Origin of the sequence: Nocardia sp. 852002-51101_SCH5132738, assembly GCF_001665695.1 — a bacterium.
Classification (GTDB): Bacteria; Actinomycetota; Actinomycetes; order Mycobacteriales; family Mycobacteriaceae; genus Nocardia; species Nocardia nova.
The window spans coordinates 34707-48792 of record NZ_LZML01000036.1 but is presented as its reverse complement, the minus strand read 5'-3'; the positions used below and the strand labels follow the sequence as shown (position 1 = coordinate 48792).

Here is a 14086-nt window from a genome sequence, read left to right as displayed (position 1 = left end):
CACACCTGTCAGCACAACCAACCAAATGAAAGGGCCGCGGCGCTACACGCCGCCACCACCCATTTCGCAACAGCCCGTTTTCGCCCGATCGCGCGGAGGTTTGCACGAATAGTTCGGCTGCGGAAAGGGTTCCGGGTGCCGAGAACGCGGCGAACGAGGCTCGGCCCGCCCTCGCCGGTCGGTGCCCCATCAGCACCCGCGAGCCGGTGATGCTGCCCGGCATCGGATCCGGCTGCCATCCGGTCGTCGGATCGCAGCCCCCTTCGCCCGGCGGACAACGTAGTTCGCGGGCGCTGCCGGACCGGGTCGCTCGGTGTCGGTTTCACTTCGTCGGTCGGTCCGCCGGTACTCGGTGGGCGGCGATCGGGCGGAGGTGTTCGCGCAGGAGGTCTGCGTCGGCGCCGAAGATCTGTTCGTCGGTGTCTACGGCGACCTGGATCGCCGTGCTCGTCAATTTCCCTCCGGCGGAGGTGATTTCGAGTCGGAATGCGCGGGCGTCGGCGGGGTCGGGGTGACGCCGGAGCAAGCCGCGCTCCTCCAGGGCGCGGATCACCCGGGACGCCATCATTCGATCGACGCCCGCCATATCCGCCGCCTGCTGCTGAGTGGGGAGGCTGCCGCGGTGGGCCAGCCATCCGGTGGAGGCCAGCAGATTGAACTGAGTGGGCGTCAGTCCGAGCGGACGGAGGTTTCGCTCCAGCGTCGCCCGCCATTCCAGGGCGGCGTGATGCAACCAGAACCCCGGAGAGACGAGTGGGCCCCGGGGTACGGCCTGTGCCGATCGCTCAGTCATGCCGTGCCGCCTCCGCCGCGAGGGCCGCGAAGGTGCGCGGCATATCGGCGCGCATACCCTTTTCCCAGATGAGCTTGAACAGCGGTCCCATCGGCCCGTGGACTTCGACGTTCTCCGATACCCGCACGGTGCCGTCGCCGAGTGGCTCGTAGGTGCGCCGGCCCCGCAACTTACCGAACGGCAGGCCCGCCTCGCTGGTCCACGACCGTCCGGGTTCCACCGCGACGATCGTGAACGGTCCCGCCGGTGCTCCTTTGGGCTTCACCCACCCCTTGGTTCCCGCTTCGAACGGCCCGTCGATACGCGCCTTCTCCTCGTGCGGATCCCATTCGGCCCAGCGGGCCACGTCCGTGGCCACCGCCCAGATGCGGTCGATCTCGCCCGTTACCACGGCTTCTTCGGTGAACGAGTACATCATGGCTGCCTCCCTGATTGTTGCTGCGACAACAATAACTGTTGTTGCAGCAACAATCCTAGGAGATGGCCGATACCCGCTAGGTCGGTCGTGGCTGAGCAGTCCAGGCGCGCGGGCCCCGAACCAACCGTGCAAACCTCGGCGAAATAGGCAGTTTTCGCGCATTTCCGCGGAGGTTTGCACGATTAGTTCGGCCCGGTAGGCGGCGAACCTGCGCACACGGAAACGGGTGCGCAGATCGTCGACTTACCTCGCCCTATGGGGCCTCAACTCCGATAACGGAACAGGATTCGACCCCTGGTCAGGTCGTAGGGACTCAGCTCCACCAGGACCCGGTCGTCCGGGAGGATCTTGATGTAGTTCATCCGGACCTTGCCGGAGAGGTGGGCGAGGACTTTGTGTCCGTTGGGGAGTTCCACCGTGAAAGTCGCGTTGCGCAGGCATTCCACGACGTGCCCCTGAACTTCGATCGCTCCTTTCTTCATCGCCACACCAACTCCAGGGCGCTGTTCGACCGCTCGGCGCCGATGCCTTCGAACAGGGCGGTCGCCGCCGCGTTGGATTCGTCGATTTCGGCAGAGGCCCAAGCCTTTCCGGCGCGATGCAGCGAGCCCAGCGCCCGCCCCAACAGGGCGCGAGCGATGCCGCGCCGGTGCGCGTCGGCGCGAACCGCGATCAGGCCGATGCGCGGTAGCCGAGTCGGCTGCGTCACCCGGCACAGCCCCGCATAGCGGCCGGCCTGGGCCGCCACCACATAGTTCGCGGGATCGATCGGTGGGGAGATCACCTCGGCCGGCATGGTCTGCCAACCGGCGGCGGCCTCGACTTCGGCGCGTACGGCGCGGTCCAGTTCGCGCAGTGAATACGCCTCGGCCGCACCGAAATTCAGGATCTCGATACCCGGCGGCGATGCCGAATCGAGTCCCGTGATCGCCGGATCGGTGGGAACCCGGTATTCCCATTCGCGCCGCCGGATCGCGAGACCCGCCCGGCGCCAGTGCGCGGTCAGTTCGAGGTCGGCCTCGTCGACCACCGTGTAGAGCGGTGTGGGCAGGTCGGCCAGCATGGCGGCGGCGAGCCGGTCGAAGGCGTCGGCCTGCCAGGAGTCGATGCTGAGAAACAGTCGCCCATCGGGCCGCGGCGATGCCTCGCCACAACCGACCATCCGGTCGCCGGCCAGCGCATGCCACTGCCGGTCCGCGATGCGCGTCACCATGAGTTCCGAAGAGTGCATTGTCGTCCCCTCTCGGGATCGCTCGGACGAGCACTCCCGATGACGACGTGCGTCAATCGTCCGATCGTGAGAACGGGGAGCGCCCAAGGAATGTCGTGAAAATGGGACTCACCCCCTCGCGTGATCAGGTCGGACCGCAGAAGGTTAACAACTCCGATATCCCGCGCCAACCCATTTTCCGAACATCCCGCCCGAAGTCCGGAACGCCGTGATCGCCCGCGAAGATCGCCACATTCAGCCGATCGCCGCGATGATCACCGGCTGCCTACCCGGCCTTGCTGAGGCGTCATCGGCAGCGCGATCATCGTCGCCGTCGTCCGATCGGCGGCGTGGCCAGCTCGGGAATATCGAATGATTCTGTAGCACAACACATTCAGCGGCCGACAGAAACTGTGTGCCGACGGGATCCGGTGCGGCTCAGGCCGGGCCCGGATTGCCTTCGCCGATCGTGGTGTCCGCCGGATCGCGGGTCGCCGGTAATCGAGTGGCGGGCAGGGCATCATCGATCCACGAGACGATCTCGTCGGCCCAAGCCGTGATCGCGGCCCAATCGCGTAGATCGCCGTACGGGCAACCGAACAGGCGGATCAGCAGCCGGTTGCGCAGCTCAGGGGGCCGGACGACGACACCGGCGAAACCGCGATATCCCTTGCTGCCGGCCGAGGTCCGGCATTCGGTGACGACGGGCGGCGTGAGCCGTTTGAAGAACGCTCCCACCGGGCCACGCAGGGCCGGCCCCATGCCGACGCTGAACAACCAGTTCGGGCGTTGTTTCAACGTCTTCGCATAGCGCTCGATGTAGTCGGCGAAACCGGGGAGGAAGCCTCCGTTGTGGATCGCGCTGCCCAGTACGACCGCCTCGAAGCAGCCGGGGTCCGGTGCCCGATCCACCGGCTCCACCCGGACGTGCAATCCCGCCTCCCGCATCCGGCGCGCCATGAACTCGCCGATCTGGGCGGTCGAACCCGTGCGGAGGCGTAGACGATGAGTACCGTGTGCTCGCTCTGATCGGATGCCATAGACCAACTGTCCGTCCAGGGTGATCGTTCGGGCAGGGTCCTCGGTCCCATCGCTTCGGCGACCTTCGTCGTCGGCTTCCGCGCAACGGATGCGATCCGGCGGCAGCGGGACAGCCGGATGGCTCCGGTGCTGCTCGGGCGGTCCGCCACGCCGGCCGGAGCGCTCCTCGTCAGAGTGAGCGCTCGCGAACGATGCGGGCGATGTCGAGGTTGCGGACGCGGCGCAGTGCGGGAAGTTGGACGGTGATCGCGGCGGCCAGAACGGCTGACGCGACAAGTGCCGGTGTCGGCGAACTCATCGCCAATTCGAGACGGGCGCCCTGATTTTCGTAGGTGGCCAGCAGCCTGCGGGCGAGCAGGATGCCACATCCGATGCCGAGCGGAATGCCGACCACGACGAGGACGAGATTCTCGGCGGCGATCAGGCGCGACAGCATTCCGGTACCCATCCCCGCTGCCCGCAGGGCGCCGAGTTCTCCCAGCCGCTCGCCGATGTTGGCCGACATCGCGTTGAAAAGCAGCGCCGCGGCCATGGCTGCGGCGAAAATCAGCATGATTCCCACCAGCGTGTTGTACATCGCGAATGCCTGCCGCATGGCCGAGGCCACGGTGGCCGTGGAAAGGTACGCGACCGCACCGGGGATCGCGGTGAGCCGATCGGAGACGGCGCGCTCATCGGTCACGCCGGGCCGCAGTTTCACCAGCACGCCCGTATCCGGTACGGGACCGATAGCCTGCCTCAGGTAGTCGGCCGAAACGTACACAACCGGGGACAGCGGCTCGTCGACGAATCCGGCGATCGGTGCCGATAGGTGTTGTCCGGTGGCGGTATCGGCGACATCGACGGTGTCCCCGACCGAGACGCCCAGGGTGTCGTGCAGCACCGAGCCGAGCAGTAAACCCTTGCTGGACAACTGGTTCGAACCGGACTCTGCGATGAACCGGTGCATCTGCGTCGCGGGCGGCAAGCTGATCACGAGGGTGTCGTAGTGACGATCCCCGGCCGAGAGTGCCACGTCGTAGCGGCCCATCGGCTCGGCCGCGGCGACGTCGGGGTCCTGCCGGACGCGGGTCAGCACCGAATCGGTAGCGCCGGGGGCGGTCGCGATCTCGCCGTCCTGCAGCATGATCCGGCCGTACTGCCGGTCGATGAGTGTCGCGACGGTGTCGCGCAACCCGGCGAAGACCATCACCAGGCTCACCGAGACGGCCACACCGACGATGGTCAACACCGCGCGGCGACGATTCCGCAGCACGGCCCGCAGCATCATCCGCCAGCGTGCCGGTGCGCGTTCGAGCGGTGGAACGAGGCGTTCGAGGACGCTGCGTCCTCCGCGCCGGGACGGCGGCGCGACTCGCATGGCCTCGGCGGGCGACATTCGCGCTGCGGCCCGCGCGGGCGCCCACGCGGCAACGGTCGCGGCGGCCAGGGTCGCGGCGGAAGCGACGAGCAGGATGCCCGGATGCCATGCGGTCACATGCAAGGGCAGTCCGAGAGCCTGGGTATAGCGGGTGGTGATCCAGCCGCCGAGTAGATAGCCCCCGGCCACGCCGGGAACGATGCCGAGCACCGCGCACGCCACGCCGTATCCGAGGTAGTGCCGGCGCAGTAGCCCGGGGGAGAAGCCGTTGGCAGCGAGGGTTCCGATGACTGCCCGCTGCGCTGCCACCACGCGGGACAGCAGCACGTAGGTACCGAGCACGGCTGCGGCCAGGAACAACCACGGCAACAGATTCGCGAAGGTCCCGAATGCCTCGACGTCGTCCTGCAACGCTCGATACGACGGCTGCTGATCACGCGGGACAAGCTGCAGTCCGTGTGCTCGCGTGTAGCGTTCGGCTGCATTGACCAGATCACCCGCCGCAGCACGATCCGTTGCGTACAACGCGACCTGTTCCACCGGATCGGGCAGATTCCGGACCAGATCGCGGTCGGGAAGGAACACGACGCCGAAGTGCTCGGGGGTGGTCATGATCTCCTGCGTGGAGCGGGCGGGCCAGAAGTACTCCGTCGACAACGCCGAACCCGCCACCGGAATCGCTTGCCAGCCGCCGGGATTCAGAAGTTCGACGCTGTCGCCGGGATGCAGGTCGTAGTGATCGGCGAGGTGCTGTTCGACCACGAGCCGGCCCGCCGACGGCAATGTTCCCGACCGTATCGAGAGCCGGGAGACCTCGGGCTGTGCCCCGTCCGGGATACCGATCGCGCGGCCGAGGAAGGTCCGCCCCCCGATGCGAATGCCGACCTCGCTCTGATGCCTGACCTCGGCCACCGGCGCGCCCGGTAGCGCCTCCAATGCCGCAACGGATTGTCCGGCGCCCGGGCCGGAGACGACCGCGTCGGGCAGTCGTTGCGCACTGTAGGCCCGGGAAAAGGATTGATCGAGATTGCGGTAGGCGCTCGCGGCCGCGACGAACGCCGCGACGCCGATGGCCAGGACCGTGGCGACGGCCAGGAACTGCCAGCGCTGCCGCCATAGATCCCGGCGCAGCTTGCGTAGCAGCGTCCGGCCTACCACTGCAACTCCGACGCCTCGACCGGATGGTCCACCCACTCGGAACGGCTGATCTCACCCGACTGGAGCCACACCACGCGGTCGGCCATCCGGGCGATTTCGGAGTTGTGCGTCACGATCAGGACGGTGTGATGGCCCTCCCGCGCGAGACCGCGCAATACGGCCAGCACCTGTCGGCCGGTGGTGAGGTCGAGGCTGCCGGTGGGTTCATCGCACAGCAGCAGCGGCGGTTCCTTCACGATCGCCCGGGCGATGGCCACTCGCTGCTGCTGTCCACCCGACAGCTGTCCGGGAAATCGCTCGGCGACATCTGCGACACCGACGAGGTTCAGCGCGGCGCGACTGCGGGCGGCGGCATCCGGCCCCGTCAACTCCGCCAGTATTTCCACGTTCTCCAGCGCGGTCAAGGTCGGGACCAGATTGAAGAATTGGAAGACGAATCCGACGCGGTCCCGCCGGAACGCGGTGCGCTGCTTGTCGTTCAGCGCGCCGATATCCATGCCCGCCACTTCGACGACACCACCCGAGGGCTCCTCGATCCCGCCCACCAGGTTCAGCAATGTGGTTTTTACCCGACCCCGACGGACCCAGCAGCACCACGAACTCGCCCGGCCGGATCTTCAGATCCACATCGCGCAGCGCGACCACCTGGCCCGCACCGGAGCCGTAGGTCTTACCGACTCCTGTCATTCGTAGCGCGGGCGCACCCGATGCCGCGGCGGCCTCGGCCGCGAGCAACGGATCCGCGTGGGTGCGGCGATTCATGATCTCAGCGTCGCGAACCGGCTGTTACGGCGGGAAGGGCCGGTTGTCACATATCGTTGCCGAACTGGGTCTTCACCGACCGGAGCGATCCTGTGCCCACGGATCCGCAACCCGCCCGTGAATGAGCTTGCATGATCGTGCATAATCATCACATGGCGGATACCTCGAGTGGGCCCGTGGTGCGGGTCGCGGTAGCTGGTGCGAGCGGATACGCGGGCGGTGAGGTCCTGCGTGTGCTGCTGGGGCATCCGGAGTACCGAGCCGGGCGCCTCGAGATCGGGGCGCTGACCGCGGGATCCAATGCCGGGACCACGCTGGCACAGCTGCAGCCGCATCTGCTGCCGCTGGCCGATCGCGTCCTCGAGGCGACCACGGCGGAGGTGCTGGCCGGGCACGACGTGGTGTTCCTCGGGCTGCCGCACGGGCAGTCCGTCGCCATCGCGCAGCAGCTGCCGGAGTCCACGGTGATCATCGACTGCGGGGCCGATTTCCGGCTCACCGACCCCCAGGACTGGGAGACCTATTACGGATCCCCGCATGCCGGAAGCTGGCCCTACGGTCTGCCGGAGCTGCCCGGCGCCCGGGAACAGCTGCGCGGGGCCACCCGGATCGCGGTACCGGGCTGCTATCCGACGGTGTCGAGTCTGGCGCTGGCGCCGGCGGTCGGGGCGGGCATCGTCGAACCGGATGTGACCGTGGTCGCGGTGAGCGGCACCTCGGGCGCGGGCCGCAAACTCGACGTGGGGCTGCTGGGTTCGGAGGTGATGGGCTCGGTCCGCGCCTACAACATCGCCGGCGCGCACCGGCACACCCCCGAGATCGCGCAGAACCTGAAGGCCGCGGCCGCGGCGACGGGCGCCGACATCGGCGATGTCACAGTCTCTTTCACGCCGGTGCTGGCCCCGATGCCGCGCGGCATCCTGGCCACCTGCACCGCGCGCCTGCGTCCCGACGCCGCGGGCGCGGTGGCCGACCTGGCCGCCGCCCGCGCGGTCTACGACAAGGCATACGGCGACGAACCGTTCATCCACCTGCTGCCCGAAGGCGTACTGCCGCAGACCGGTTCGGTGGTCGGCTCCAACGCCATCACCCTGCAGGTCGCCGTCGACACCGCCGCCCGCACGCTGGTGGTGATCGGCGCCATCGACAATCTGACCAAGGGCACCGCGGGCGCCGCGGTGCAATCGATGAATCTCGCTCTCGGTCTCGACGAGACCGCCGGACTTTCCACCGTAGGAGTGGCACCGTGACCGACACCGATATCGCCGGCGGCAAACTGGTCCGCACCCAGGGTGTGACCGCACCGCTCGGATACCGGGCCGCCGGCATCGCAGCCGGCATCAAGGCCAACGGAAAGCTCGATCTGGCACTGGTTTTCAACGAAGGGCCCGACTATGCCGCGGCGGGTGTGTTCACCCGCAACAAGGTGAAGGCCGCGCCGGTGCTGTGGTCGCAGCAGGTACTCACCAGCGGGCGCCTGCGCGCGGTGATCCTCAATTCCGGCGGCGCCAACGCCTGCACCGGCCCGGGCGGATTCCAGGACACCCACGCCACCGCCGAGGAACTGGCGAAAGCGTTGAGCAACTGGGGAACCGAAACCGGCGCGGGCGAAATCGCGGTCTGCTCAACGGGTTTGATCGGTGACCGGCTGCCGATGGACAAAATGCTGCCCGGCGTGACCGAGATCGTGCACGAGATGGCGGGCGGCCTGTCCGGCGGCACCGACGCCGCGCACGCCATCATGACCACCGACACCGTGCCGAAGCAGGCCGCGTTCCATCACGCCGACAAATGGAATGTCGGCGCGATGGCCAAGGGCGCGGGCATGCTCGCCCCGTCGCTGGCCACCATGCTGGTCGTGGTCACCACCGACGCCGCCGCTACCCCGCAGCAGCTGGATACGGCGCTGCGCAATGCCACCCGGCTGACCTTCGACCGGCTCGACGTCGACGGCTCCTGCTCGACCAACGACACCGTATTGCTGCTGGCCAACGGCGCCAGCGGCGTCACCCCGAGCCAGGAGGAGCTCGACGCCGCGGTGCTGGCGGTCTGCGACGACCTCGCCGCGCAGCTGATGGCCGACGCCGAAGGCGTCACCAAGCGCGTCGAGATCACCGTCACCGGCGCGGTGAGCGAGGACGAGGCGCTGATCGCCGCTCGCGCGGTCGCCCGCGACTCGCTGGTCAAGACCGCGTTCTTCGGTTCCGATCCGAACTGGGGCCGGGTGCTGGCCGCGGTGGGCATCGCCCCCATCGAACTCGATCCCGATCGGGTGACCGTGTCGTTCAACGGAAATCCGGTGTGCGTCAACGGAACCGGCGCTCCCGGCGCACGTGAGGTGGACCTGTCCGGGCCCGATATCGCGGTGCTGGTCGAACTGGGGCTCGGCGAGGGTACCGCCACCGTGCGCACCACCGACCTCTCGCACGGCTACGTCGAAGAGAATTCGGCCTACAGCTCATGACCACCGAAGCGACACCGGAGGTTCCGGTGACCACCCAGGACCTGTCGGCGCTGGACAAGGCGCACGTGCTGGCCGGCGCGCTGCCGTGGCTGCAGAAGTTCCGCGACAAGATCGTGGTCGTCAAATACGGCGGCAACGCCATGATCGACGACACCCTCAAACACGCTTTCGCCGCCGATATGGCGTTCCTGCGCACCGTCGGCGTGCACCCGGTGGTGGTGCACGGCGGTGGCCCGCAGATCAGCGCCATGCTGAAGAAGCTGGGGCTGCAGGGCGAATTCCGCGGCGGCTTCCGCGTCACCACCCCCGAGGTGATGGATGTGGTGCGGATGGTGCTGTTCGGTCAGGTCGGCCGGGAACTGGTCGGGCTGATCAACGCGCACGGCCCGTACGCGGTCGGCATCTCCGGTGAGGACGCGCGGCTGTTCACCGCCACCCGCCGCACCGTCACCGTCGACGGCGAGCAGACCGATATCGGCCTGGTCGGCGACGTCACCGCCGTCAACCCGGACGCGGTGCTGGATCTCGTTCGCGCCGGGCGCATTCCGGTGGTCTCGACCATCGCGCCCGATGCCGACGGCGTGGTGCACAACATCAACGCCGACACCGCCGCCGCCGCGCTGGCCCAGGGCATCGGCGCGGAGAAGCTGGTGGTACTCACCGATGTCGAAGGCCTGTACACGAATTGGCCCGACCGCTCATCGCTGACCACCCATATCGACACCGACGCCTTGGCCGCATTGCTGCCGAGCCTGGACGCGGGCATGGTGCCGAAGATGGAGGCCTGCCTGCGCGCGGTGCAGGCCGGTGTCCCGACCGCACATGTGATCGACGGCCGGGTACCGCATGCGGTACTGCTGGAACTGTTCACCGGGGAAGGTATCGGAACGATGGTGACCCCACCCGAGACGGCAGGAACGACAACGTCATGAGCGACAACGTCATGAGCACAGAGCAATTGCAGCAGCGGTGGTCGTCCGCGCTGATGAACAACTACGGCACCCCGAAGGTGGCGCTGGTGCGCGGCTCGGGCGCGGTCGTCTACGACGCCGAGGGCAACCGCTACGTCGACTTCCTGGGCGGTATCGCGGTCAACAGCCTGGGCCACGCGCATCCGGCGATCGTGGAGGCCGTCACCCAGCAGCTCGGCACCCTCGGCCACGTCTCGAATCTGTATGTCAGCGAGCCGGTTCTGGAACTGGCCGAGAAGCTGCTCGCGCATTTCGGTGACGGACACGGCCGGGCGTTCTTCTGCAATTCGGGCACCGAGGCCAACGAGGCGGCGTTCAAGATCGCGCGCCTCACCGGACGGCACAAGATCGTCGCCTGTGACGAGGCCTTCCACGGCCGCACTATGGGCGCGCTCGCGCTCACCGGGCAGCCGTCGAAGCGGGCGCCGTTCGAACCGATGCCACCCGGTGTCGTGCACGTGCCTTACGGTGACGCCGCCGCGCTGGCCGCCGCGGTGGATTCCGATACCGCCGCGGTCTTCCTCGAGCCGATCATGGGGGAGAGCGGTGTGGTGGTGCCGCCGCTGGACTATCTGGCCGAGGCCCGCCGGATCACCTCCGAGCACGGCGCGCTGCTGATCCTCGACGAGGTGCAGACCGGAATCTGCCGCACCGGACCGTTTTTCGCGCATCAGGCCGTGGGCATCGTGCCCGATGTGATCACGCTGGCCAAGGGGCTGGGTGGCGGTCTGCCCATCGGCGCGGTGCTGGCGCAGGGCCGGGCGGCGGAACTACTCACCCCCGGACTGCACGGCACCACCTTCGGCGGTAATCCGGTCAGCGCCGCGGCGGCGCTGGCGGTGCTGCGGACCATCGACGAGCAGGGGCTGGCCGCGCACGTCGAATCGGTCGGCAAAACGCTGATCGACGGCATCGAGGAACTCGGCCATCCGCTGGTCGACCACGTGCGCGGCGCGGGGCTGCTGATCGGAATCCAACTGACCGAGGACGTTTCGGCGAAGGTCGAGGCGGCCGCGCGTGCCGCCGGCTATCTGATCAACCCGCCGAAGCCGAATGTGATCCGGTTGGCCCCGCCGCTGATCCTGACCGAGGCACAGGCGCAGGGCTTCCTCGCCGATCTGCCCGGCATCCTCGACGCGGCTTCCCAGGAGAGTGAGTGACCATGGTGCGGCATTTCCTGCGTGACGACGACGTCACGCCCGCCGAACAGGCCGAAATCTTAGCGCTGGCAGCGGAATTGAAGGCCGCGCCGATTTCCCGTCGGCCGCTGGAGGGGCCGCGCGGGGTGGGTGTGATCTTCGAGAAGAACTCCACCCGTACCCGGTTCTCCTTCGAGATGGGCATCGCGCAACTCGGCGGGCACGCGGTGGTGGTCGACGGCCGCGACACCCAGCTGGGCCGCGAGGAAACCCTCGCCGATACCGGACGGGTGCTGTCGCGCTACGTCGACGCCGTCGTCTGGCGCACCTTCGAACAGCACCGGCTCGACGAGATGGCTTCGGCGGCAACGGTTCCGGTGGTGAACGCGCTGTCCAACGAGTTCCATCCGTGCCAGGTGCTGGCCGATCTGCTGACGTTGCGCGAATGCAAGGGCGAACTCGCCGGGCGCAAACTCACCTACTTCGGCGACGGCGCGAACAATATGGCGCATTCGCTGCTGCTGGGCGGCGTCACCGCCGGACTGGATATCACCATCGCCGCGCCCGAGGGGTTCCAGCCGTACGACTGGGTGCTCGAGGCCGCCCGCAAGCGGGCCGCCGAAACCGGCGCCACGATCACCCTGACCGAGGATCCGGTCGCGGCGGCCACCGGCGCCGACGCCCTGGTCACCGACACCTGGACCTCGATGGGGCAGGAGAACGACGGCCTCGACCGGGTCGGCCCGTTCCGCCCGTTCCAGCTGAACGCCGAACTGCTCGCCCATGCCGCCTCGGATGTGGTTGTGCTGCATTGCCTTCCGGCGCATCGAGGCGAGGAGATCACCGACGAGGTGCTCGACGGCCCGCACAGTGTCGTGTGGGACGAGGCCGAGAACCGGCTGCACGCGCAGAAGGCGCTGCTGGTGTGGTTGCTGGAGCGACGATCGGGCGGTGCGGCGTGAGCACTGCGAGAACGAACGGGTCGGGCGCCGGATCGGAGGGTCCGCGCACCGGCCCGGCCATCGCACGCACCCGCGCCGGGCGCCAGCAGCGCATCGTGGAACTGTTGTCCGCCAACGCGGTTCGCAGCCAGACCGAGTTGGCTGCCCTGCTCGCCGACGAGGGCATCGAAACCACCCAGGCCACCCTGTCGCGTGATCTGGACGAACTCGGCGCGGTGAAACTGCGCGCCGCCGACGGTGGCGCCGGTATCTACGTCGTCCCCGAGGACGGCAGCCCCGTGCGCGGCGTCACCGGCGGCACGTCCCGGCTCTCCAAACTGCTCGGCGACCTGCTGGTCTCCACCGACCACAGCGGCAACCTCGCTGTCCTGCGGACGCCGCCGGGTGCGGCGCACTTCCTGGCCAGCGCACTCGACCGCGCGGCACTGCCCGAAGTGGTCGGCACCATCGCCGGTGACGACACCATCGCGGTCATCGCCCGCGAACCCATGACGGGTGCCGAACTGGCCGCGAAGATCGAACATTTGGCGTAGACGGCCGAATCGGAGATCGACCCGGCTCGGACGTCTGCTTCACGGCGCCAGCCCCAAGGCGGCTCGAAGCGCCGCCCGCCCGCGATCGGCCGCGCGGGGATCGTCCAGCAGTTGAATCTCCTGGTTGACCGCCATCGTGATTCCGATGACAGTGGTGACCAGTTCGTCCACCGGGCGATGGGGGCCGTCCGATTCTGCTCGGCAGGCAACGATTTCGGCTGCCAGCGCTGCGCGAGCGCCGTCCACGTACGCGCGGAGGCGATCGCGGAGCGCTCCCGGCCGGCCGTCGAGTTCGGTCGAGGCGGCGGTAACGAAACAGCCTCCGGGAAAAGGGCATTCGGCCAGATAGACGATCCAGTTGTCGATCATCCGCCCCAGCCTTTCGGTGCCCGGCGGCAATCCCTCCAGCGGTGCGATCACCGCCTCGCGGAAGATCTTCCCGGCTTGTTCCAGGGCGGCGAGTTGCAGCTGTTCCCGCGAGCCGAAGGGGCCGACGACGCCGGCCTTGCTCATCTCCAGGCTCTCGGCGAGAGATCCGATCGTCACACCCTCCAGGCCCCTCAGCGAGGCCTGCTCGACGGCGACGGAGAGGATGCGCTCTCGCGTGCGAGATGCGTCGACGGCGGAACGGCGAGGTGACATCCGTTCAGCATAGCGTCCGATCGTTCGCTATAGTCATTTGGCGAACGCTCGTACGCTAAACGATGAAAGGTGTTGTGATGAGCGAACTTCTGCGGCTGGACGCGATGGCTCTGGCCCTGATCGGCCACGATGTGGTCACACTCGAGGACGCGGATCTCACCGCGCCGACGCCGTGCGCGGGATGGAATGTCGCCGATCTGATCACGCATATGAACGAGCGGCACGAGGCGGTCAACTCCTCCGTGCTCGGGACCTCGGCCGAATTCATCGACGATCCGCGCGCCGCGTTCGCGCACGTCACGGCCCGGTGGATCGCGGCGATCGAGCGCTCCGGTGAGGTCGTGGAACTGCCGCGGTCCGGCCCGCTCGCCACCGAACGAGTGCTGGGCATCCATCTGGTGGACATGCTCACTCACCGCTGGGACCTCGCGCGGGCGCTGCACCGTCCCTGTCCCGTCCCGCCGCGATTGACGGCGGTGGCATTGCCGATCGCCCGGTCGATCACCGCGCCCGGCAGCCCGCTCACCGGCCCCGGCGGCGCCTACCGGCCCCGGCTGGCCGAGGACGAATCACGCCCGCCACTGGACCGTATAGTCGCCCTCCTCGGCCGCGACCCGGACTGGCGCGGCTGAG

At 68.2% G+C, this 14086-nt stretch carries 15 protein-coding genes; 7 read left to right on the top strand and 8 right to left on the bottom strand.

Features of this window, described 5'->3' with window-relative positions:
* Positions 1–322: 322 nt before the first annotated feature.
* The 7 genes from A5789_RS05785 to A5789_RS05755 form a co-directional block, all read right to left on the bottom strand.
* Positions 323–793, bottom strand: a complete 471-nt coding sequence (locus A5789_RS05785; RefSeq protein WP_082940484.1) for a MarR family winged helix-turn-helix transcriptional regulator — start codon at positions 791–793, stop codon at positions 323–325.
* On the bottom strand, positions 786–1211 hold the full coding sequence (locus A5789_RS05780) for an SRPBCC family protein (RefSeq protein ID WP_064905897.1): 426 nt from the start codon (positions 1209–1211) through the stop codon (positions 786–788). The genes A5789_RS05785 and A5789_RS05780 overlap by 8 nt, the downstream gene beginning before the upstream one ends.
* Positions 1212–1474: 263 nt before the next feature.
* Entirely contained in the window at positions 1475–1699 is a 225-nt protein-coding gene (infA, locus tag A5789_RS05775) for a translation initiation factor IF-1 (RefSeq protein ID WP_227462776.1), read from the bottom strand.
* Positions 1690–2442, bottom strand: a complete 753-nt coding sequence (locus tag A5789_RS05770) for an N-acetyltransferase (protein WP_064905895.1) — start codon at positions 2440–2442, stop codon at positions 1690–1692. Before A5789_RS05770 ends, infA begins: the two co-directional genes overlap by 10 nt.
* 417 nt (positions 2443–2859) lie before the next feature.
* Entirely contained in the window at positions 2860–3468 is a 609-nt protein-coding gene (locus A5789_RS05765; RefSeq protein ID WP_227462775.1) for a flavodoxin domain-containing protein, read from the bottom strand.
* Positions 3469–3631: 163 nt separating this feature from the next.
* Positions 3632–5980 carry an ABC transporter permease gene (locus A5789_RS05760; protein WP_064905891.1) on the bottom strand — a complete coding sequence of 783 codons (2349 nt, stop codon included), beginning with the start codon at positions 5978–5980 and terminating at the stop codon, positions 3632–3634.
* The gene (locus A5789_RS05755; RefSeq protein WP_231956633.1) at positions 5974–6525 is read right to left on the bottom strand and encodes an ABC transporter ATP-binding protein; all 552 of its coding nucleotides are present in this window, start codon (positions 6523–6525) and stop codon (positions 5974–5976) included. Before A5789_RS05755 ends, A5789_RS05760 begins: the two co-directional genes overlap by 7 nt.
* 369 nt (positions 6526–6894) lie before the next feature.
* Here A5789_RS05755 and argC point away from each other — a divergent pair, with 369 nt between their 5' ends.
* Genes argC through A5789_RS05725 form a run of 6 tightly spaced genes read left to right on the top strand, consistent with a single transcriptional unit; the run spans position 6895 to position 12811 of the window.
* Positions 6895–7992, top strand: coding sequence for an N-acetyl-gamma-glutamyl-phosphate reductase (argC, locus tag A5789_RS05750; protein WP_064905910.1), 1098 nt, complete (start codon positions 6895–6897; stop codon positions 7990–7992).
* Positions 7989–9206, top strand: coding sequence for a bifunctional glutamate N-acetyltransferase/amino-acid acetyltransferase ArgJ (gene argJ, locus A5789_RS05745; RefSeq protein WP_063016094.1), 1218 nt, complete (start codon positions 7989–7991; stop codon positions 9204–9206). The genes argC and argJ overlap by 4 nt, the downstream gene beginning before the upstream one ends.
* A complete protein-coding gene (gene argB, locus A5789_RS05740) occupies positions 9203–10138 on the top strand; it encodes an acetylglutamate kinase (RefSeq protein ID WP_064905889.1) in 936 nt (311 codons plus the stop codon). Before argJ ends, argB begins: the two co-directional genes overlap by 4 nt.
* Positions 10139–10149: 11 nt before the next feature.
* The gene (locus tag A5789_RS05735) at positions 10150–11337 is read left to right on the top strand and encodes an acetylornithine transaminase (protein WP_063016106.1); all 1188 of its coding nucleotides are present in this window, start codon (positions 10150–10152) and stop codon (positions 11335–11337) included.
* A gap of 2 nt (positions 11338–11339) precedes the next feature.
* Complete coding sequence (argF, locus tag A5789_RS05730; protein ID WP_064905887.1) at positions 11340–12278, top strand: ornithine carbamoyltransferase; 939 nt, start codon at positions 11340–11342, stop codon at positions 12276–12278.
* A gap of 59 nt (positions 12279–12337) precedes the next feature.
* Positions 12338–12811: an arginine repressor gene (locus A5789_RS05725; RefSeq protein ID WP_030518235.1), complete on the top strand. Its 474-nt coding sequence runs from the start codon at positions 12338–12340 to the stop codon at positions 12809–12811.
* A gap of 39 nt (positions 12812–12850) precedes the next feature.
* Here A5789_RS05725 and A5789_RS05720 read toward each other — a convergent pair whose 3' ends face one another.
* Complete coding sequence (locus tag A5789_RS05720; protein WP_064905885.1) at positions 12851–13453, bottom strand: TetR/AcrR family transcriptional regulator; 603 nt, start codon at positions 13451–13453, stop codon at positions 12851–12853.
* Between the two features lie 77 nt (positions 13454–13530).
* Here A5789_RS05720 and A5789_RS05715 point away from each other — a divergent pair, with 77 nt between their 5' ends.
* The gene (locus A5789_RS05715) at positions 13531–14085 is read left to right on the top strand and encodes a TIGR03086 family metal-binding protein (RefSeq protein ID WP_063016097.1); all 555 of its coding nucleotides are present in this window, start codon (positions 13531–13533) and stop codon (positions 14083–14085) included.
* Position 14086: the final 1 nt, after the last annotated feature.

Coding starts and splice junctions, on each gene's coding strand:
- A5789_RS05715 (WP_063016097.1), top strand. CDS start 13,531: ATGAGCGAACTTCTGCGGCTGGACGCGATGGCTCTGGCCCTGATCGGC.
- argC (WP_064905910.1), top strand. CDS start 6,895: ATGGCGGATACCTCGAGTGGGCCCGTGGTGCGGGTCGCGGTAGCTGGT.
- A5789_RS05735 (WP_063016106.1), top strand. CDS start 10,150: ATGAGCACAGAGCAATTGCAGCAGCGGTGGTCGTCCGCGCTGATGAAC.
- A5789_RS05780 (WP_064905897.1), bottom strand. CDS start 1,211: ATGATGTACTCGTTCACCGAAGAAGCCGTGGTAACGGGCGAGATCGAC.
- argF (WP_064905887.1), top strand. CDS start 11,340: ATGGTGCGGCATTTCCTGCGTGACGACGACGTCACGCCCGCCGAACAG.
- A5789_RS05785 (WP_082940484.1), bottom strand. CDS start 793: ATGACTGAGCGATCGGCACAGGCCGTACCCCGGGGCCCACTCGTCTCT.
- A5789_RS05720 (WP_064905885.1), bottom strand. CDS start 13,453: ATGTCACCTCGCCGTTCCGCCGTCGACGCATCTCGCACGCGAGAGCGC.
- A5789_RS05770 (WP_064905895.1), bottom strand. CDS start 2,442: ATGCACTCTTCGGAACTCATGGTGACGCGCATCGCGGACCGGCAGTGG.
- argB (WP_064905889.1), top strand. CDS start 9,203: ATGACCACCGAAGCGACACCGGAGGTTCCGGTGACCACCCAGGACCTG.